The organism is Cellulomonas timonensis (assembly GCF_900046455.1).
GTDB classification, from domain to species: Bacteria; Actinomycetota; Actinomycetes; order Actinomycetales; family Cellulomonadaceae; genus Cellulomonas_A; species Cellulomonas_A timonensis.
Map to the genome: position 1 here is coordinate 1,030,047 of NZ_FCOT01000013.1, position 20,151 is coordinate 1,050,197.

16 protein-coding genes are annotated in these 20,151 nt (G+C 74.3%); 6 read left to right on the top strand and 10 right to left on the bottom strand.

The window, feature by feature from the left end; translation table 11 throughout:
* Positions 1-24 precede the first annotated feature (24 nt).
* The 4 genes from dnaE to BN3788_RS18100 form a co-directional block, all read right to left on the bottom strand.
* Complete coding sequence (gene dnaE / locus BN3788_RS18085) at positions 25-3,546, bottom strand: DNA polymerase III subunit alpha (RefSeq protein ID WP_082813043.1); 3,522 nt, start codon at positions 3,544-3,546, stop codon at positions 25-27.
* Positions 3,547-3,688: 142 nt separating this feature from the next.
* On the bottom strand, positions 3,689-4,906 hold the full coding sequence (locus BN3788_RS18090) for an endo-1,4-beta-xylanase (protein ID WP_066589225.1): 1,218 nt from the start codon (positions 4,904-4,906) through the stop codon (positions 3,689-3,691).
* Between the two features lie 138 nt (positions 4,907-5,044).
* Entirely contained in the window at positions 5,045-6,649 is a 1,605-nt protein-coding gene (locus BN3788_RS18095; RefSeq protein WP_066589229.1) for a DNA polymerase Y family protein, read from the bottom strand.
* A complete protein-coding gene (locus tag BN3788_RS18100) occupies positions 6,646-7,530 on the bottom strand; it encodes a hypothetical protein (protein ID WP_066589232.1) in 885 nt (294 codons plus the stop codon). The genes BN3788_RS18095 and BN3788_RS18100 overlap by 4 nt, the downstream gene beginning before the upstream one ends.
* 158 nt (positions 7,531-7,688) lie before the next feature.
* Between BN3788_RS18100 and BN3788_RS18105 the strand changes: the two genes are divergently transcribed.
* From BN3788_RS18105 to BN3788_RS18120, 4 genes are all read left to right on the top strand, one after another.
* Entirely contained in the window at positions 7,689-8,048 is a 360-nt protein-coding gene (locus tag BN3788_RS18105; protein WP_066589235.1) for an ArsR/SmtB family transcription factor, read from the top strand.
* Positions 8,045-9,790 (top strand): SulP family inorganic anion transporter, encoded by a 1,746-nt coding sequence (locus tag BN3788_RS18110; RefSeq protein WP_234346717.1) that lies wholly within the window; start codon positions 8,045-8,047, stop codon positions 9,788-9,790. Before BN3788_RS18105 ends, BN3788_RS18110 begins: the two co-directional genes overlap by 4 nt.
* Before the next feature lie 52 nt (positions 9,791-9,842).
* On the top strand, positions 9,843-10,382 hold the full coding sequence (locus tag BN3788_RS18115) for a YbhB/YbcL family Raf kinase inhibitor-like protein (RefSeq protein ID WP_066589744.1): 540 nt from the start codon (positions 9,843-9,845) through the stop codon (positions 10,380-10,382).
* An 81-nt stretch (positions 10,383-10,463) separates the two neighbouring features.
* Complete coding sequence (locus tag BN3788_RS18120; protein ID WP_066589238.1) at positions 10,464-11,036, top strand: YbaK/EbsC family protein; 573 nt, start codon at positions 10,464-10,466, stop codon at positions 11,034-11,036.
* Positions 11,037-11,065: 29 nt separating this feature from the next.
* On the opposite strand, the gene BN3788_RS18125 is transcribed toward BN3788_RS18120, so the two are convergent.
* A complete protein-coding gene (locus BN3788_RS18125) occupies positions 11,066-12,262 on the bottom strand; it encodes a class I SAM-dependent methyltransferase (protein ID WP_082813044.1) in 1,197 nt (398 codons plus the stop codon).
* A 247-nt stretch (positions 12,263-12,509) separates the two neighbouring features.
* Between BN3788_RS18125 and BN3788_RS18130 the strand changes: the two genes are divergently transcribed.
* Positions 12,510-13,541, top strand: coding sequence for a hypothetical protein (locus BN3788_RS18130; protein ID WP_066589240.1), 1,032 nt, complete (start codon positions 12,510-12,512; stop codon positions 13,539-13,541).
* 12 nt (positions 13,542-13,553) lie between these two features.
* Here BN3788_RS18130 and BN3788_RS18135 read toward each other — a convergent pair whose 3' ends face one another.
* Together BN3788_RS18135 and BN3788_RS18140 are read right to left on the bottom strand one after the other, a co-directional pair.
* Positions 13,554-14,759 (bottom strand): Fic family protein, encoded by a 1,206-nt coding sequence (locus tag BN3788_RS18135; RefSeq protein WP_234346718.1) that lies wholly within the window; start codon positions 14,757-14,759, stop codon positions 13,554-13,556.
* 127 nt (positions 14,760-14,886) lie between these two features.
* Complete coding sequence (locus tag BN3788_RS18140) at positions 14,887-15,198, bottom strand: helix-turn-helix domain-containing protein (protein ID WP_066589245.1); 312 nt, start codon at positions 15,196-15,198, stop codon at positions 14,887-14,889.
* Between the two features lie 66 nt (positions 15,199-15,264).
* On the opposite strand from BN3788_RS18140, the gene map reads away from it, so the two are divergent.
* Complete coding sequence (gene map, locus BN3788_RS18145; protein ID WP_066589248.1) at positions 15,265-16,035, top strand: type I methionyl aminopeptidase; 771 nt, start codon at positions 15,265-15,267, stop codon at positions 16,033-16,035.
* 61 nt (positions 16,036-16,096) lie between these two features.
* On the opposite strand, the gene BN3788_RS18150 is transcribed toward map, so the two are convergent.
* From BN3788_RS18150 to BN3788_RS18160, 3 genes are all read right to left on the bottom strand, one after another.
* On the bottom strand, positions 16,097-18,658 hold the full coding sequence (locus BN3788_RS18150; RefSeq protein ID WP_234346719.1) for an excinuclease ABC subunit UvrA: 2,562 nt from the start codon (positions 18,656-18,658) through the stop codon (positions 16,097-16,099).
* Between the two features lie 330 nt (positions 18,659-18,988).
* On the bottom strand, positions 18,989-19,222 hold the full coding sequence (locus BN3788_RS18155) for a GNAT family N-acetyltransferase (protein WP_066589250.1): 234 nt from the start codon (positions 19,220-19,222) through the stop codon (positions 18,989-18,991).
* Positions 19,223-19,256: 34 nt separating this feature from the next.
* Positions 19,257-20,114, bottom strand: a complete 858-nt coding sequence (locus BN3788_RS18160; protein ID WP_066589750.1) for a TrmH family RNA methyltransferase — start codon at positions 20,112-20,114, stop codon at positions 19,257-19,259.
* Between the last annotated feature and the right edge of the window lie 37 nt (positions 20,115-20,151).

Genomic DNA, 20,151 nt, shown 5'->3' on the forward strand with positions numbered 1-20,151 from the left:
GTCCGGCTCGGGTGTGGCTGCCTGTCAACGGAAGTCGCGCGACGTGGTCCGCACCCGCAGCGACAGCGGGGCCAGGTGCTCGGCGATGAGGTTCGTGGCGCCGTCGGCCCGTTCCAGCCGGCCGCGCACCACCAGCGCGGCCGACGTGCGGGCCGCCTTACGGAACTTCTGCCAGAGCCCCGGCGAGCAGACCACGTTGAGCAGGCCCGTCTCGTCCTCGAGCGACAGGAACGTGACCCCGCCGGCTGTCCCCGGACGCTGCCGGTGCGTCACGACCCCCGCCACCGCGACGCGCCTGCCGGCCTCGTGGCGGTAGGCCTGCTCGACGCGCAGCACACCCGCGGCGTCGAGGCCCTCGCGCACATGCTGCGTGGGGTAGGAGTCCACCGAGACGCCGGTGGCCCACACGTCGGCCACCGCCAGCTCGACGTCCGTCATGCCGGGCAGCGTCGGGGCGCTGACGCCCACCGCGACGCCGGGCAGCGTGTCGGGCCCCTCCAGGGCGAGGGCTCCAGCCGCCCACAGCGCCTCCCGTCGGGTGGCCCCCAACGCGCCCAGGGCGCCGCCGGTGGCGAGCGCCTCGAGCTGCGCGGTGGTCAGGCTCACCCGGCGGGCCAGATCGCGCAGGTCCGCGTACGGCCCATGCGCGGCGCGCTCGGCGACCACGCGCTCGGCGACGTCCTCCCCCACGCCCCGCACCGAGGCGAGCCCCATCCGCACCGCGAGCGCCCGGCCGTTCTCGGCTGTCGCGTGCTCGTCCACCGGGGCCGTCCCCGAGGGCGTCGGCACGAGGCGCGGCTCACCGCCCGGTGGCGTCGGGCCCAGCCGCTCCACCTGTGCCTGCACGCCCGAGGCCTGCACGCACGGGCGCAGCACCTGCAGGCCGTGACGACGGGCGTCGGCGACAAGGGACTGCGGGGAGTAGAAGCCCATCGGCTGCGCGGCCAGCAGCCCGGCGTAGAACGCGGCCGGGTGGTGCACCTTGAGCCAGGCGCTGGCGTACACGAGGAACGCGAACGAGTACGCGTGGGACTCGGGGAACCCGAAGTCGGCGAAGGCCTTGAGCTTGTCGAAGATCTGCTCGCCGGTCTCCCGGTCGATGCCGTTCGCGGCCATCCCGGCGAGCAGGCGGGCGTGCAGGGCCTCCATCCGCTCGGTGGACCGCTTGGAGCCCATCGCCCGGCGCAGCTGGTCGGCCTCGGCGGGGGTGAAGTCCGCGACGTCGATGGCCATCTGCATGAGCTGCTCCTGGAAGAGCGGCACCCCGAGGGTCTTCGCGAGCGACTTCTCGAGCTTGGGGTGCAGGTAGGTGACCTTCTCCCGGCCGTGGTACCGGTTGATGTACGGGTGCACCGAGCCGCCCTGGATGGGCCCGGGGCGGATGAGCGCGACCTCCACGACGATGTCGTAGAACCGGCGCGGCTGCAGGCGCGGCAACGTGCCCATCTGGGCGCGCGACTCCACCTGGAACACGCCCACCGTGTCGGCGGCGCTGAGCAGGTCGTACACGAGCGGGTCCTCGTACGGCAGGGCGTGCAGGTCGAGCTCGACGCCCTCGTGCTCGCGCACCAGGTCGAACGCGATCCGCAGGGCGGTGAGCATGCCCAGGCCCAGCAGGTCGAACTTCACCAGCCCCGCGTCGGCGCAGTCCTCCTTGTCCCACTGCAGCACGGTGCGCCCCGGCATCCGGGCCCACTCCACCGGGCAGACTTCGATGACGGGCCTGTCGCACATCACCATGCCGCCCGAGTGGATGCCCAGGTGGCGGGGCAGGCGCAGGAACCGCTCCGCCAGGTCGATCACCTGCTCGGGGATCTCGTCGAGCTCGGACGCCGCCGGGGGGCGGGTGCGCGGGACCACGTCGTGCCGGTCGGCGGAGGGCTCGAACGTCGTCCCCCACACCGCGTCATGCGGGTCGCGGCCCCGACCGGTCCGGGCGGGCGGCGCGTCACGCGCGGGCGCGGCGTCGCGGCCGTCGGGCGTCACCGGGTCGGCGCCGCGCAGGCTGCCCCAGCGCTCAATGGACTTGCTCCACGCGTCCTGCTGCCCGGCGTCGTAGCCGAGCGCGCGCGCCGCGTCGCGCACCGCCGAGCGCGGCCGGTAGGTGATGACGTTCGCGACCTGCGCGGCGTGCGTGCGCCCATGCGTGGCGTAGACGTACTGGATGACCTCCTCGCGGCGGCCCGACTCGATGTCCACGTCGATGTCCGGCGGGCCGTCCCGCTCGGGCGCCAGGAAGCGCTCGAACAGCAGCCCGTGGGCCACCGCGTCCACCGCCGTGACCCGCAGCACGTAGCAGACCGCGGAGTTGGCGGCCGAGCCGCGGCCCTGCGCCATGATGCCGTTGCGGCGGCAGAAGTCGACCAGGTCGTAGACGACCAGGAAGTACCCCGGGAAGCCCAGGTCCTCGATGACGCGCAGCTCGTGCTCGAGCTGCGCGTACGCCCCGGGCACCCGCTCGGCCTCCGGCGGCCCGTACAGCTCCAGGGCGCCGCGGCGCACCAGCTCGCGCAGCCAGCTCGCCTCCGTGTGGCCGGGCGGCACGGGGTAGGGCGGCAGTTGAGGGGCGACCAGCGCGAGGTCAAACGCGCACTCGGCGGCCAGGCGCGCGGCGGTGGCCACGGCCTGCGGGGGGCGCCGGTGCAGGGCCAGCATCTCCGCCGCCGAGCGCAGGTGGGCGGTGGGAGCGCCGGGCAGCCACCCGTCGAGGTCGTCGAGCGAGGATCGGGCGCGCACGGCCGCGAGCGCCGCCGCGAGGTCGGCGTCCCGAGGTGTGGCGTAGTGGACGTTGCCGGTGGCGACGAGCGGCAGGCCGGCGGCGGCCGCGAGCGCCGCGAGGGCGTCGTTGCGCTCGGCGTCGCTGTGGTCGCCGTGGTCGGTGACCTCGACGGCGACGTTCTCGTGGCCGAACAGCCCGACGAGCCGGTCGAGCTCGGCGCGGGCGGCGAGGAACCCCTCCGGCGTCACCTCGCCCGCCGCGCCGCCGCCTCCGCTGGCGAGCGCCTGGCGCACGGAGCCCTTGCGGCAACCGGTGAGGATGAGCCACTGCCCGGCGGCCTGCTCGGCGAGCCCCTCCCAGGTGTGCTGCGCGGCGCCCTTGGCCCCGGCGGCCAGGTGTCCCGTGGCGATGGCCCTCGACAGCGCGCGGTAGCCGTCAGGCCCGCGGGCCAGCACGAGCAGGTGGGTGGCGCGGGGGTCGGGGACGCCGGTGGGCGCGTCGAGCACGTCGGGGCCGCTGACGCGCTGCGCGCCCCATCCACCGCCGGAGACGGGCAGGTGCAGCTCGGAGCCGAACACGGTGGGCAGCCCGACGGCGCGCGCGGCCTGGGCGAAGCGCACCACGCCGTAGAGGCCGTCGTGGTCGGTGAGCGCGAGGGCGTCCAGGCCGAGCCGCACAGCCTCGGCGGCGAGCTCCTCAGGCTGGCTCGCCCCGTCGAGGAAGCTGAACGCCGAGTGGGCGTGCAGCTCGGCGTACCGGCCGTCCGTCGTCCGCGGCACGACGAGCCTCCCGTCCACTGGCTGCTCGGCGCGCCCGAGGCGCGCCATCGAACACCTGTTCGATCACACCAGTACACGCTGCCGGATGCCGGGACGTCAAACCCCCAGGCGACGCCCGCCGAGCGTTCGCCTCAGCCCTGCGCGCGCCCGCGCGCCCGACCCTGCCCCCGACCCTGCGGCGACCCGCGGGTCAGCCCAGCCGGACCTCCGCGTCAGCGACCCCCGCCCGGTCGAGAGTGACCGTCGCACTGCCCTGGCCTGCGGTGATGCTGTAGTCGCCGAGGAATCCCCGCACACTCACACGTCCATGGGCATCGGTGGCCAGAGTGCGCGGCTCATGCCACCACTCCCCCTTCACGAGCCCGTGCAGGGCGTCATACGCCGGCTTCGGCGTGCCGTCGGCCCGCACCAGGCCGCCGGGCGCCCCCAGCCACATCCCCGCGTCGCTCAGCCCCCAGTAGGTGGCAGCCTCCACCGACGGGTGCGACAGCAGCGTCCGGTAGTAGCTCGCCACCTCGCGCGCCTGGCGCTCCTCGCCCTCCGGAGTGGACGGCCACTCGTCGACCTGGTGGTCGTTGAGGTCCTCGAGGTGGGCGGGCATGAGCTCGCCGGACAGGAGGGTCGTCTCGGTCAGGTGCAGCGGCAGGCCGTAGCGGGAGAACCTGTCGAGCACCTCCAGGGTGCGGTCCTCGCCCCAGGCCCCCTGGTGCATGTGGCTCTGCAGCCCGATGGCGTCGATCTCGATGCCCGCCTCGAGGCAGCCCTCGATGAGGCACTCGAAGGCCGTGGACATGTCGAAGTCGTTGAGCAGCAGGGTCGCCGCGGGGTTCGTCTGGCGGGCGGCGTCGACGGCGAGCCGGATGGTCGGGATGCGCCCGCGCTCGCGGCACAGCCGGGTCAGCGCGTTGGGGACCTTGTCGAACACCGGCATGATGACGACTTCGTTGATCGCGTCCCAGGTGTCGACCACCCCGGCGAAGTCGGCGACGTCGCGCCGGATGCGGGCGTCCAACACGTCCGCGACCTCGGCGGAAGGCAGGTCGAGCAGCCAGTCGGCGCATTCGGAGTGCCAGGCCAGCGGGTGGCCCTTGACGACACATCCCCGATCGGCGAACCAGCGGGCCGCGCGGAGCAGCCGTGCGGTGTCGGGTCGGCCCCGCACGGGCTCGAACTGCCCCCAGTAGAACGGCAGCGTGGCGGCGTTGAAGAGCCCGAGCCACTGGTCGGCCAACCGCAGGTCCGCCTCGGATCCCTCGCCGTCGCTGTTCGCGAGGTCGATCAGGTCGAACCCGATGCAGCCGAACAGGAAGCGGTGCGCGGCCTGGGCGACCACCACCGGCGCGTCCGCCAGCGGCTGCCCCTGGGCGTCGCGCACCGTCACGGTGACGTCGGCGATCCGATGCGACATGGCCGGGTCCGGCCGGGGGCTCGTTCCCAGGGCGTTTCCCTGGTCGGTCAGGTGGGGCAGCACAGCGATGACCTCCTCGTCACGTCACTCGATGCCCACACTGCCAGGCCACGGGCAGGATGAGGCGCTCGCCACGGCTCAGTCGTAGGCGCCCTCGCACATCCAGCTCCCCTGCCAGGAGAGCAGCAGCGCGCCGCCGTCGGCGAGGCTGACCTGCAGGTGGGCCCGGCGCCGGGCCCCCGGCGCCCACCACCGCTCGACCAGGGGCCACGGGCCAGCCCAGCCCACGACGGCCCGCCCCCTCCCACCGCCCCGGGCATCCCGAACGGTCGCGGGGGCGCCGCTCATCGCGAACCGGTCGTCGAGGCGCACCGGCTCCCCGGCGGCGGTGCGCACCTCCACCGGCTCAGGCTCGACCAGCACCGTGGCGGGAGCCGGCTCGGGGAGCCGCCCGGGCCACGGCCGGTCGGCGGGCCTCGGCGGCGCCGTCTGGTCACCCCAGGGCCGCACGCTCACCTGGTCGCGCACGTCCCGCCCACCCTGCAGCGCCGCGGTGAGCACCCCGTCGCCGCCGATGAGCCCCTGCACCCGGTCGAGGGCCCGATGGGCCCGCAGGTCGCCGCCGGAGGCCCCGCCCCACAGCCGGCCCTGCTCGGCGCCCGCCGGGGCGACGTCTTGCGCGGTGAGGGCCAGCCGCACCAGGGACACCGGGTGGGAGTCCTCGGGATCCTCGGGAGCCCGGGTCAGCGCGCCCGCGGTGAGCCACCCCTCGAGCTGCCAGCGGATCCGGTCGGTGATGCGCGCGGCGGTGAGGCCGCCGAGCCCGCCCGTGTCGGTGCGCCACACCCGGACCAGGTCCTCGCCCTCGTCGGTGCGGGCGGCGACCTGGAGGCGCCCGCAGGTGACCGAGTGCTCCATGAGCAGCGCGTGGAGCTCCTCGGCGAGCCGCCTGCCCATGAAGGTGGCGATGTCGACCCGGTGGGCCGGCGGGTCGAGCTCGCAGGACACCTCGAGGTCCGTCTCCGGGCGGCGGCGGGCCGGGGGCCGGGCGTCGTGGCCGCGCGCGAGCAGCTGCGCCCAGGCGCCGAGCCTCCCGAACCGGGCCTGCACGTCCCCGTCGGGCAGGCCGGCGAGGTCGCCGAGGACGCGCAGCCCCAGCCGGCCGAGCAGGTCCACGAGCTCGCCCACCCGGGCGTCGAGGCCGTCCTGGACGGCGGCGTGGGCCAGCTCGCTCATGCCCCGCGGGGCCAGGTAGTCGCGCGAGGCGCCGGGTGGCACCGTCGCGTCCTCGCGGGCGGCGAGGATCGCGGCGAGCAGCCCATCGGCCGTCCCGACGTGGGCCTCGTGTCCGGTGCGCTGGGCGACGGCCGTCACGATCCGCTCCGCGAGCGCCTCCTCCGAGCCGTGGTAGCGACTCGCTCCCCCGGCCGGCAGCAGCAGCAGGCCGGCGCGGGCCACCTCGATGCCCGCGACGACTGTCTCGACCGCGGTGGCGACGGGCTCGAAGAGCCGCACGTCACGCCCCTCGTCGGCGGCGAGCAGCACGAGCTCGGGGCAGCAGCCCTGCGCCTGCCGTCGGCGCATCCCCCGGCGCACGCCCTGGGCGCGCGCGAGGGTGGAGACGGCGACGAGGCGCCGCCCGTCGTGGACGGCCGCGGGCAGATGCGGGGCCACCTCGTCGCCGCGCACGGCGGCCACGACCGGCCAGTCCGGCACCCACACGACCGTGGTGCGCGTGCTCATCCGACCAACCGCAGCGGCGCGGGCGTGCTCACACGTCCCCGGCCAGAGTCCGAGACCGGCGGGGCGCCGCCCGTCGACCTGCCGAGCGGAAGCGTCAGGCCGACGCTCCGCGGGACGCCGGCGCCTCCGCGTCCGCTGCGGGTGACCCGCAGCTCATGCGCGCGCAGCCTCCCGGCGCCGTCCTCGGCGCCGCTCCACCGCTCGCTGGCGGCGGTCAGGACGGTGTTCGCCCCCGGCCACGCCACACTCGAGAGCAGCACGGCCCCCCGGTCGCGGGCGCGGGCCGCGAGTCGTCGCCGGTCGCCGTCGGTGAGCACCGCGCCGGGCCCGACGAGCACGACGTCGAGCCCGTCGACCAGGGCCGCCACCACGCTCGGCGCGTCGAGGCCGGGACGGGGCACCAGGGCGAGCCGCTCCAGGGCCACCCCTGCCTGGGCCGCGGCGAGCAGGCCCACGCCCGGCTGCCCGACGACGGCCGCCCAGGCGCCCTCGGCGCACGCGTGGGCGAGCAGGGTGAGCAGCAGCGAGGTGGAGCCGGTGACGGCCATGGCGCTGCCCCGGCGTAGCCCGTCGGGCAGCAGGGGCGCGAGCTCGTCGGGGACGGGCAACGAGGGCCGCTCGCTCAGGAGCAGCGAGGGCTGGGGCGCCTCGACCGGGGCCCCGGGGAGGTCGAGGGCCTCCCCGACCTCCGCCATGCCGGAGGGCTCGGCGGGCATGGCGTCCGCCGCGATCACGCCACTCGGGGCGGGCCCCGCGGGGGGCGGCGCGGCGCCCCCGCCGGGCAGCACGAGGGGACGCGCCCCGGTCCGCCGCTCGGCGTGGGCCAGCGCCGCGCGGGCACGTGCCGCACGCTCCTCCCGGGTCAGCACCGCCGTCTCCACGACCCGTCCCTCCCTGTCGACCTCGACCGCATCTCGAACACTTGTTCGATCATGCCAGTACACGCTGACACCCGACGCCTGTCAATCGAGCGACCACGGACGGCGTACGATCACTCAATGGATTGATGAATCCATCAAGTCGTGTTGATCGGAGAGTTGTGCCGCTTCCCCCGCCGGGCGCCGACCGGCCCGTCCACGAGTTCAAGGCCGAGCTGTTCAAGGCCCTCGCCCACCCGGTGCGCATCCGCACGCTGGAGCTGCTCGCCGAGCGCCCCCGGCCGGTCAGCGAGCTGCTCGCCGAGATCGGGATCGAGGCCTCCCACCTGTCCCAGCACCTGGCCGTCCTACGCCGCGCCGGGGTGGCCACCGCCCGCCGCGAGGGCAACGCCGTGCACTACACGCTCGCCCACCCCGCGGTGGCCCAGATGCTCGCCGCCGCCCGCACCGTGCTGCTCGACACACTCGCCGACGCGCGGACCGCCCTCGCCGGCCTCGAGCGCGACGAGGACCGCTCGTGAGCGTCCCGGGCCTCCTGGAGCGGGTCGACTGGCGCGCCACCGCGTCCCTGCTCGCACGCCGCACCCTGCCCCGCCGCGCCGACTACGCCGGACTGCGCGGCTCCTGGCGCGCGGACGCCGTCGCCGGCCTCACCGTCGCCATCGTCGCGCTGCCGCTCGCCCTCGGATTCGGGGTCACCTCCGGCCTGGGCGCCACCGCCGGCCTCGTCACCGCCGTCGTCGCCGGGGCCGTCGCGGCCATCTTCGGCGGCTCCCAGCTCCAGGTCTCCGGGCCCACCGGCGCGATGACCGTCGTGCTCATCCCCATCGTGGCCCGCTACGGCCCCGAGTCCGTCGCGGTGGTCTCGATCATGGCCGGCGGGCTGGTCATCCTGGGCGGCCTGGTGGGCCTCGGGCGGCTCGTGGCCTATATCCCCTGGCCGGTGGTCGAGGGGTTCACGCTCGGCATCGGGGTGGTGATCGCCCTGCAGCAGGTCCCGCTCGCCCTGGACACCCCCAAGGCCGGCGGGGAGAACGCCGCCCTCGTCGCGCTGCGCACCCTGGGGCACGTCGACTGGCTCGCTGCGCTGCCCGCCCTCGGCATCGTGGCGCTCGTCATCGCGATCATGACCCTGCTGCCCCGCGTCAACCGGGCACTGCCCGCCTCCCTCGTGGCAGTGGTCGCCGCGACACTGCTGGTCGAGCTCACGGGCCTCGGCGTGGACCGCATCGGCGCCCTCCCCTCCTCCCTGCCCGCCCCCTCCGTGCCGATGGCAAGCGTCGAGACCACCTCCGCGCTGTTCTCAGCCGCACTGGCCGTCGCCGCGCTCGCCGCCCTCGAGTCGCTCCTGTCCGCACGGGTGGCCGACGGGATGGCCGACGACATCCCCCGCACCCAGCCCAACCGCGAGCTCGTGGGCCAGGGCCTGGCGAACGTCGCCTCCGGCCTCTTCGGCGGCATGCCCGCCACGGGCGCCATCGCCCGCACCGCGGTCAATGTGCGCGCCGGCGCCCGCACCCGGATGTCCGCGCTGCTGCACGCCGCAGTGCTCGCGGCGATCGTCTACGCGGCCGCCCCGTGGGTCGCGCGGATCCCGCTGTCGGCGCTCGCGGGCGTCCTGCTGGTCACGGCGGCCCGGATGATCGACCTGCCGACGGCCCGCTCCATCTGCCGCTCGGGCCGCTCGGGCGCCCTGGTCTTCCTGCTCACCCTCGGCGCGACGGTCGTCTTCGACCTGGTGATGGCCGTGGAGATCGGGATCGCCGTCGCCGCGGTGCTCGCCCTGCGCGCGGTGGCCCGGGCCAGCGGCCTGCACCGCGAGGAGATCCCCGCCTCCGACGTCGAGGCCGTGGGCGTGGCCGACGAGCACGCGCTGCTGAACGAGCACATCGCGCTGTACCGCATCGACGGCGCGCTGTTCTTCGCCGACGTGCGCAGGTTCCTCGACGAGCTGGCGCAGGTGGCCGACGTGCGTGTCGTCGTGCTGCGGCTCTCCTCGATCAACGTCCTGGACACGAGCGGGGCGAACGCCCTCGCCGAGGTGGTCGCCGACCTGCAACGCCGGGGCATCGTGGTGCTGCTCAAGGGCCTGCGCCCCGAGCACCGGCGCGTCGTGGAGTCCGTCGGGGTGCTCGCCGAGCTGCAGCACCACCACCACCTGTTCACCGACCTGGACGACGCGATCGAGCACGCTCGCTCGCATGTGCGCCGCGGCCAGGGCGACCGGCTCCCCACAGGCGCCGGGCCACACCCCCGCGCATGATGGAGGGGTCGGCCGGGGAGCCGAGCCGACCCCGACCCGCGCGGAGGTCTTCATGGCCGTCTCACTGACCCGCCCGTTGGCCCCTGAGCCGTATGCGATGCTCCCGCACGTCGCGTCATTCGAGGTGACGAGCGAGGACGTCCGCCACGGGGAGCCGCTGCCGGACGCGGTGCAGGCGCCTCCGGGCGGCGACGCCTCACCGCAGCTCGCCTGGTCCGGCTTCCCCGCCCAGACCCGCTCGTTCCTGGTCAACGTCTTCGACCCCGACGCCCCGGGCGCCTCCGGATTCTGGCACTGGGTGCTGGTCGACGTGCCCGTCACCGTGACGTCGCTGTCGCGCGGCGCCGGGGCTCCCGACGGCAGCAGGCTGCCGCCCGGGGCCTTCCATGTGCGCGGCGACCACGGGCTCGCGGGGTACGACGGCCCCGCCCCGCCACATGGCGACCGCCCGCACCGGTACTACTACGCGGTGCACGCGCTGGACGTCGAGCGCCTCGGGGTGACGGTGGGCGCGATGCCGGGCGCCGTGTCCATTGCGGCGGTGCGGCACACCCTGGCCCGCGGGGTCCTGATGGGCACCGCGCAGCGCTGAGCACCGTGCGGCGTTGAGCGCGCGGTGACGCGGGCCGGACGCCCTCGTCAGCCTGCCGGGCCCCTCGCTAGCCTCGCCCTCATGACCGTGACGACCCTCGGGACCCTGACCTGGCTGCGCGCCCTCGACCACCCCGAACTGCTGGCCGAGACCACGTTCGCCGCGCTCAGCGGCTGGTCGGCCGTGGCGCCGTCCGTCGCCGAGTCCGTGGTCGTCGCCGAGATCGACCCCGATCTCGCCGACACCGCCGCGATGACCGAGGCGTACGGCCTGCCGCTCTCCGCGTCCGTCAACTGCGTGCTCGTGGCCGGCCGGCGCGAGGGCGAGGAGCGGATCGCCGCAGCCGTCGTGCGCGCCACGACCCGGGCCGACGTGAACAACGCGGTGAAGCGGTTGCTCGACGTCCGCAAGGCGTCCTTCCTGCCGATGGACCGCGCCACCGAGGAGTCCGGCATGGAGTACGGCGGCATCACGCCGATCGGCCTGCCCGACGGGTACAGGGTGCTCGTGGACGCCCGGGTCGCAGCCCCGGACCCCGCTGGCGACCTGGTGATCATCGGCAGCGGCCTGCGCCGCTCGAAGCTGGCCCTGCCCGGCGCCCTGCTCGCCGCCGCGCCGGGCGCCGAGCTCGTGGACGGCCTCGCGCTGGCCTGAGCTCGCCTGTGGGCTTCACGCGCGAGGCGTCACGGCGCCAGCCGGTAGAACCGGAAGGTGTCGTGGTCCACGTCGAGCACCTCGGTGCCGCTGAAGCCCGCGGCGCGCGCGTACCCCGCCAGCACGTCGGGCCGCATCACGGTCCCGGTGCCCGCGCTGGGCTCCTCGGCGAGCGCGTCGGGCAGGCACACCGTGAGCGAGTACCCGTAGAACAGCCGTTCCGCGGCACTGGCGGGTGCACTGAACTCCGGCTCGGTGCGCTCGTCGACGACGAGCACGTACCCCTCCGCGCCCGCGAGCGCCCGCATGCCGCGCAGCACGCCCACCGGGTCGCGCAGGTCGTGCACGCACTCGAAGGCGGTCACGACGTCATAGGCGCCCGCGCGGCCGGGGCCACCGTCGGCGTACACCGCGGCGTCGGCCTCGACGAACCGCACCCTGTCCCCCACGCCCGCCTCGCGCGCATGGCCGTGGGCCGCCTCGATGGACGGCTGGTCCAGATCGATGCCGTCCACCCGCACGCCCGGGAACCCGAGCGCGAACGCGATCGACGACCAGCCCTCGCCGCACCCGATATCGGCCACGCGGGCGCCGTCGGCGAGCAGCGCCGCGAGCGCGGGGACCTGCGGCACGACCACCTGGGCGAGCTGGCGCAGGAAGAACGGGCGGTTGAGCGCTGCCTGCGCCTCGCGCGCGTCGGACCCCAGCCGGGCCCAGCTGACGCCCGCGCCCGTGCGGTAGGCCTCGACGGTCTCGTCGATGACCCGCCAGGAGGCCGCCGCCAGCCGTCCGAATGGCGCCAGGTAGGCCAGGGAGGCCACGTCCGTGAGCACCTCCCGGGCCCCCGGCGTCAGGGCGAAATGGCGCGCGGAGGCGTCGTCGGAATCGGCATCGGACGCGGTGACGACGGCCAGGTAGCCGACCGCGGCCTGGTGCTCGAGCCACTCGCGGGCGTACCGGGGGTCTGTGCCCGTGCGCTCCGCGAGCTGCTGGGCGGTGGACGGGCCGTGCTCGGCGAGCGACCGGTACCAGCCGAGGCGATCGCCCGCGTACAGCGCATGCAGCTCCTGGGAGCCGAGCAGCGCGGCGAGCACCCGATCGGCCACGTCGCCCGTTCCCGCGCCCAGGCTCGCGAGCAGGTCGCCGGGCAGGGCCGCCGGCAGGTCGCCGGGCAGTACCGCGGCGTCGGGGTCAGAAGGGTCGGGCGGATGAGCGTCATGGGGCATGTGGGCCTCCGTCGCCGGGCCGGTCGGCGTCCGGGTTCAGGGACGCCACACCTCGACCTTGCGCTGGCTCCCGCGACGCCGCAACCGACCCATGCCAGTCGCATCCCACTTGCATCTCACGTGCTCTCAAGCCTGATCATGCGGATCTCCACCGGTCCGGGAGCGCCCCGCGCGCGGGTCCGTGCCACGATGCAAGGGCGACGGCGCGACGCGTCGGACGCGGCATCGCCGACGATCGGAGGCAGCCATGACCGCTCTGCTCCTGGTGCACGGGCGTGGTCAGCAGATGCCCCTGGGCATGGGCCGCTCGCCGGAGGACGTCGAGAAGCACGTCGCCACGCTGACTCGCCTGTGGCTGGCCGGGCTCGCGAAGGGCGCCGTCCTCGCGGGCGAGGACCCGCCACCGGTGGACGCCGTCCACTTCCCGTTCTACGGGAACGACCTCGCAGCGCGCGTGGCCGATCTCGACGCGGCGGGCGGCCCTCCGCCGGACCTGGCGAGCGGCCTGGACGTGGACGCGCTGATCCAGCACATGCTGATCGACGCCGCCGAGGGCGCCGGGTACCGCGCCGAGGACCGGCTGCCGCAGACCGGCGCGGACGGTGTCGCGGCGGTGGCCGAGATCCAGGAGATCCGCCGCACGGAGCAGCTCGTCCACCCGGAGGTCGAGTGGTCCGACTTCCTGCGGCTGCAGGTCGCCCGCTCGGCTCTCCAGTTCCTCGCCGTGAAGACCGGGCTGGCCGCATGGGTCATCGAGCAGTTCTACCGGGATGTGGCCTACTACCTGACCGATCCCGGCATCCGCACCTTGGTGCAAGGCGTGGTCCACAGGTCGGTGGAGGCCGCGGCGCACGACGGCCACACCGACCTTGTCGTGATCGGCCACAGCCTGGGCAGCGTGGTCGCCTACGACGCCTGCCAGAGCCTCCCGCCGGGCGTGGTGGTCCGGCTGTTCGCCTCCACGGGATCACCGCTGGGCCTGCGTGTGGTGCGCCGCCATCTGAGCGGGCCGGGCGCCGGCACCGAGCACCGCCCCGTGCCCGAGGTGATCCAGCCCTGGGAGCCGACCGCGCCGGCCTGGGTCAACGCCTACGACGTGCGCGACGTCATCGCCCTGGTCCACCCGCTCGGCCCCCTGTTCACCGGTGGGGACGAGGCCATCCGCGACGAGCGGACCAACAACCCGTCCTCCCCACACGCCGTCGAGGACTATGTGGCCGACCCTGACGTCGCGGGCCCCATCGTCCGCGCGCTCACCGGCGCCAGCCGCCATCCGTGAGGCGAAGCCGCCCTATCCGTTCGACCGACGGCCAGCCCGCCGCGCGAAGGCGTCCATCGCGTCCGTGACCGCGGTGATCTGCCAGATGCGGTCCCGCTTCGCGGTGCTCGCCAGCGTCACGACGCCCGCCCCTGCCAAGAGGTCCAGGGCGTTGCGGGCGGTGCGTGTGGTGACGCCGAGCTCGCGGGCCACGCGTTCGGCGTTGACCACCGGTTGGCGCATCAGCAGGTCGATCAGCGGCCAGGCGGCGGAGTCGGCGCGGGCCACGAGGCTCGCGCGGGCCGTCTCACGGATCACGGCCATCTCGGACGCGAGCTGCCGCCCGTTCGACACGGCGGCGAACGCCGCGCGCGCCGTCTCCGTGACGATCGCGTCGGGGTGGCCCTCCCGGTAGGCGGTGAGCGCCTGGAAATACCGTGCCGTGTCACGCAGCAGCCCTGAGGAGACCGGCACGGTGGAGTGCCGAGTCAAACCACGCCCGCGCAGCAGGGTGTGCATGATCGCGCGGCCGGTGCGGCCGTTGCCGTCGAGGAACGGGTGGATGGTCTCGAACTGCGCATGGACGAGCGCCGCGTGGGCGAGCACCGGGATGTCGTCCCGCGCGGCGAAGCCGACGAGATCGTCGATGAGCGCCGGCACCCGATCAGCGTGCGGTGGGACGAACTCGGCGCCATGCGGGCTCGCGTCCGAGCCCCCCACCCACACCTGCTCGCTCCGCAGCCCGCCGACGATCCCGGGGTCGGAATGCTCGAGCAGCCTCTGGTGCGTCTCGATGATCGACTGCCGCGTGATGCCGGTCCCCACCTCCAGGGCACGCTGCATCGCGCGGACATTGGCGACGACGAGCTCGGCGTTCTGCCGCGACCCCAAGTCGAGCTCGGCGATGGCCAGGTTGCGGGCGTTGGACGTCAGCCGCTCGATCTGGGAGCTGGACGCCGACTCGCTGCGCAGCAGGATGGCGGGCATGGCGACGGGCATGGCCACCATCTCGGCGTCGAACCGCACCACCTCGGCGCTCGCCGACGCCACGATCGCGGCCGTCTCGGGCTCCAGCCGCACCTCGAGGGGCGCGATGAACCCCGGAACGCTCGCCTCGTAGGGCCGCGCGATCCGGATGCGCTCCCAGACGTCGAGTCGCCCGGGGTCGATACGCGAGGTCCACTCGCGACGCTCGACTCCGAGTGGCGGCCACCCAGGGGTGACGAGCTCTCGACTCATAGGCTTCCCCATCTCGCGCTCTTACGGAAGGCTAGCACCGCATCCTTCCGTAAGGGCATCGCCGACGGAACGATATGGGCGCGTTGAGAGGAGCCATCCGGCAAGGGCTTCACCCGGAGGCGAGCTCCTAGCCATCCGACCGCCGACCAGCCAGCCGCGCGAAGGGGCCAGCACCGACCGGCTCGGCGCCCGGCACGGGCTGGTTGATCTCAGCCCACACCGCGTCGAGGGACAGCCCGAGCACCTGGGCGAGCGCTGCGACGGTCGGGAAGGCGGGCGTCGCCACGCGGCCCGACTCGATCTTCCGCAGGGTCTCCGGCGACACCCGCGCGTCGAGCGCGACCTCGAGCATCGAGCGCTCGCCCCGGGCGCGACGCAGCAGGGCTCCGAGGCGCTGTCCGCGCTCGACCTCGGCCGGAGTGAGGGGCAGTCTGACCATGGGGCCGATACTAATCCCGGGATAGTATGGCCGGTATAGTTATTGGCTCGTTGCGAGAGGCGCCCCATGATCGAGATCCTGAACTCCACCGAGCTGGGCCGAGCGAAGCGGACGGGCGCCCTCGTCGGCGGCATCCTGCAGGCGCTCCGGAGCCGCGCCACAGTCGGCACGAACCTGCTCGACCTCGACCGCTGGGCCCAGCGCATGATCCTCGACGCCGGCGCGCAGTCCTGCTACGTCGACTACGAGCCGTCCTTCGGTCGCGGGCCCTTCGGCCACTACATCTGCACGTCCGTCAACGACGCCGTGCTCCACGGGCTGCCCCACGACTACACGCTCGCCGACGGCGACCTGCTGACCCTCGACCTGGCGGTCTCCCTCGACGGGATCGCCGCCGACTCCGCCATCAGCTTCGTCGTGGGCCCGTCACAACCCCCGGAGAGCATCGCGATGATCCGCGCCACTGAGCGCGCGCTGGCCGCCGGGATCGCCGCCGCCCGGCCAGGCGCCCGCGTCGGCGACATCTCCCACGCCATCGGCACGGTGCTCAGCGAGGCCGGCTACCCGGTCAACACCGAGTTCGGCGGGCACGGCATCGGATCCACGATGCACCAGGATCCGCACGTCACGAACACCGGACGCCCCGGCCGCGGGTACACGCTGCGCCCCGGCCTGCTGCTCGCCCTCGAGCCCTGGGTCATGGCGGACACCGCAGAGCTCGTCACCGACGCCGACGGATGGACGCTCCGCAGCGCCACCGGCTGCCGCACCGCGCACAGCGAGCACACCATCGCCATCACCGATGACGGCGCCCAGATCCTCACCCTGCCCGCGTAGGCGCCGGCGTGAGGCGAGGGCCGTGTCCAAGGGCGGGCTGCGATCACGGGCTGGGCGTCGGTCACGCGCTGGCGTCGAGCAGGCCTCGCAGGTAGTTCCCGGTGACGCTGCGCGGATCGGCCGCGACCTGCTCGGGGGTCCCGGTGGCGACGATGCGCCCACCCGCGTCCCCGCCGCCAGGACCGAGGTCGACCACGTGGTCGGCGCTCGCGATCACGTCGAGGTCGTGCTCGATGACCACGACCGTCGCGCCGGTCTCGACGAGGCGCTGCAGCACCTCGAGGAGGACCCGGACGTCCAGCGGGTGCAGGCCGATGGTCGGCTCGTCGAGCACGAAGACCGCGTCACCCTGGTCGCGGTCGAGGTCGGAGCCGAGCTTCAGCCGCTGCGCCTCACCGCCGGACAGGTTCGGCGTCGCCTCGCCCAGCGTGAGGTAGCCGAGCCCCAGGTCGACAAGCGTCTGGAGCCGGGCGCGGATCTTCCGCAGGCCGCCGACCTGGCCGAGGGCCTCGACCACGGTGAGGCCGAGGAGCTCGGGCAGCGTCAGTCCCCCGTCGGGCTCCATCGCGTCCACGGCCCGGCGCACCTGATCGGCCGCGGGGGCGTACCGGCTGCCGCCACATGCCGTGCAGACGATGTCGACGTCCGGCAGGAACTGGACGTCGAGGGAGATCTGCCCGGTCCCCTCGCACGTGGGGCACCGCAGGGAGCCGGTGTTGTAGGAGAAGTCGCCGGCCTTCAGGCCCAGGCGCTGGGCGGCGGGGGCGGCGGCGTACGCGCGACGCAGGTCGTCGAGGATCCCGCTGTAGGTGGCCACCGTGGATCGGACGTTCACGCCGATCGGCGTGGCGTCGACGAGGTTGACGCGGACGATGCCCGCGGGATCCACCGCGCGGACGTGGGCGGGCAGCGGCGCCCCGCTGGCAGCGGCCCGCAACGCGGGAACCAGGCTCTCCAAGACGAGGGTCGTCTTGCCCGAGCCGGACACACCCGTGACGACGGACAGGCGCCCCCGCGGGAGGTCGAGCGCGAGAGGGCGGACCGTGTGGATCGGCCCGGTCTCGAGGTGGATCCGCCCCAAGTCGAAGACTGCGCCGGCCGCCGCGCGAGGGCGGCCTCCGACCCGCTCGCGACCGGAGAGGAACGGCCCGATCCGCGACGCGGGACTCTCGGCGACGGCGTCCACGGTTCCGGCGGCCAGGATCGCGCCGCCCTCCCTCCCCGAGCCGGGCCCCAGCTCGATGAGGTGATCGGCTTGGCGCAGCAGCTGCACGTCATGGTCGACGAGCACCACGGAGTTGCCGTTGTCGAGCAGGCTGCGCATCACGCCGAGGAGGCCGTCCACGTTGGAGGGGTGCAGGCCGACCGACGGCTCGTCGAGCACGTACAGCACACCGGTGGTCTGGTTGCGGACCGCCCGGGAGAGCTGCACCCGCTGACGCTCACCAGTGGACAGGGTTGAGCTCGCGCGGTCGAGGGCGAGGTAGCCGAGGCCCAGCTCGACGAGCCGCTCGGTGGTCTCGAGCATCTGGCTGACGATCGCGTCGGCCATCGGGGCCAGCGCCCTGGGCGCCGTCTCCACGAGGCGCGGAGCCCAGGCGACGAGCTCGTCGAGCGTCTTCGAGGTCGCCTCGGCGAGGTCGATCCCGTCGACCAGCGTCGAGCGGGCGCGCGCGCTCAGCCGGGACCCGTGGCAGTCGGGGCACACCTGGACGCTCAGGAACTGCTCGACGCGATCGAGGCCCTTCTGGGTGGTGGCTCCCTTGAGGGCCTCCTGGACGGCTTGGCGCGCGTTGCGGAACTCGGCGTTGAGCTTGAACACCTTGCCGTTCTTGGACGGGTACATGACCTCGCGCCTGACGGGAGGCCCGTCGAAGACGATCTGCCTCTCGGCCTCCGTGAGGTCGGCGAAGGGCACGTCGGTGCGCACCCCCAGCTCGCCCGCGACCTGCGGGACGAGGGTCAGCCCGAACAGCCGCCACGGCGCCACCGCCCCGTCGGCGATGCTGCGCGCGGGGTCGGGCACCAGGGCGCCCAGGTCCACCTCACGCACGACGCCCGTGCCCGAGCAGCGAGGGCATGCGCCGTCGCTGTTGAACGAGAAGGACTCCGCGCTCGGCGGGCCGAAGACGGCCTGGCACACGGGGCAGGTCAACGGCCGATCCAGCGCGACGTCGGCCGTCGGCTCGAGCCGGTGCCCGTTCGGGCACTGGTGCGACCCGAGCCGCGAGTAGGCCAGACGGAGGCTGTTGAGCAGCTCGGTCGACGTTCCGAAAGTGCTCCGCACCCCGGGGACGGCAGGTCGCTGCCGGAGCGCCAGCGCGGCGGGGACGTGCGCCACGCTGTCCACGTCAGCCCTGCCCGCCTGGCTGAGCCGTCGCCGGGTGTAGGTCGACAACGCCTCCAGGTAGCGCCGGGAGCCCTCGGCGTAGAGCACCCCCAGCGCCAGGGACGACTTGCCCGACCCGGAGACCCCCGCCATGGCCACCATCTGGTGGAGCGGGACCGACACGTCGATGTCGCGGAGGTTGTGCACCCGCGCGCCGGTCACGTCGATCGTGGCGCTCGCCCGGTACGCGGGGACGACCCGGCCGCCGTCGCCGGCGTGCCCTTGCTCGGTCACTGGTATCTCCTCACTCGGCGACGCCACCCGGCGATGCCGTCCCTGCCATCGTGCCGTCGCTCAGGAGTCGGAGCACACGTTCGAGCCAGCGTGCTCCGCCTCCGCGCACAGCTCATCCACGAGCGTCGCCGGCTCCGCACGCCCTGGAATCAACGAGAGCCCCTTCGGGCCGGCGCGATAGCGGCTGTGATCGCTTGCGCGTCGCTGTCACGCAGCGACTTCTCGCGTTCGTGAGTCTCGACCTTGAAGGGTTCCCCCAGGCCATGCTGGCTTCCGCCCGGTGCTCCACGATGGCGCAGAAGACGCACTCCGTGGCCGCCAGTTCCTCGGTCATGTGCGCACGCCACGGGTGAGGTTCGGCAGGACCACGCAGTCGGCGCTGCCCGCCAGTGCGTCGCCGACGGCAGCCACCAGGATCGTCCGGCCCGGTTGGCTGCGGATCGCCGCCCAGACCTCCTGCGCACGGGCCTCGGGCAAGGCCGAGTCGTCAGGGTTCAGCTCGCCATAGAGCCCCAGCAAGCCCTGCAGGTCCGCATCTTCAGCGGGCCGGATGATGGCCGTCACGTCCGCGAGCCTAGGCCGCTCAAGGTCCGCCGTGTCAGGTCGTGGCGCGGGTGGCCCAGAAGGCGACGGCCGCCGCTGCGGCCACGTTGAGCGAGTCGACGCCCCCGGCCATCGGGATGCGCACGGTCAGGTCGGCCGCCGCGACTGTCGTCGCCTTCAACCCGTGGCCCTCGGCGCCGAGGATCAGCGCGAGGCGCTCCGGCAGGTCGCGCTCGAGCGCATCGAGGCTGATCGAGTCGTCGGAGAGCGCGAGGGCCGCAGTGACGAACCCCGCGTCGCGCAGGGTCGCCATCCCGGCGGGCCACTCGTCGATGCGGGTCCACGGCACCTGGAACACGGTGCCCATCGACACGCGCACCGAGCGCCGGTAAAGCGGGTCGGCGCAGCGCGGGGTGACCAGCACCGCGTCGACGCCCAGGGCTGCGGCTGAGCGGAACGCGGCGCCCACGTTGGTGTGGTCGACGATGTCCTCGAGCACGGCCACCCGCCGAGCCCCGCTGCCACCGCGCGCCCCGCGCAGCACGTCCTCCACGGACGGCAACACCGGCCGGTGCATCGCGGCCAGCGCCCCGCGGTGCACATGGAAGCCGGTGATGGCCTCGAGCACGTCGGGCTCGGCGACGTAGACGGGCACCCGCGTGCCGTCGTCGGGCAGGCCCGCGAGCATCTCCTCCAGGTCGGGCAGCCAGCGCGGGGAGACCAGCACCGAGCGTGGCCGGTGACCGGCGTCGATCGCGCGGCGCAGCACGGTGGAGCTCTCCGCGATGTACAGGCCCTTGGCGGGCTCGTGCTTGGAGCGCAGCGCGACGTCGGTCAGCGAGACGTAGTCGGCGAGGCGCTCGTCGGCGGGGTCGGTGAGGGGGATGATCTCGGGCGCTGGCACGTCGACCATCATCCCGCGATTGGCGCCCCGGCCCGGACCACCGTCC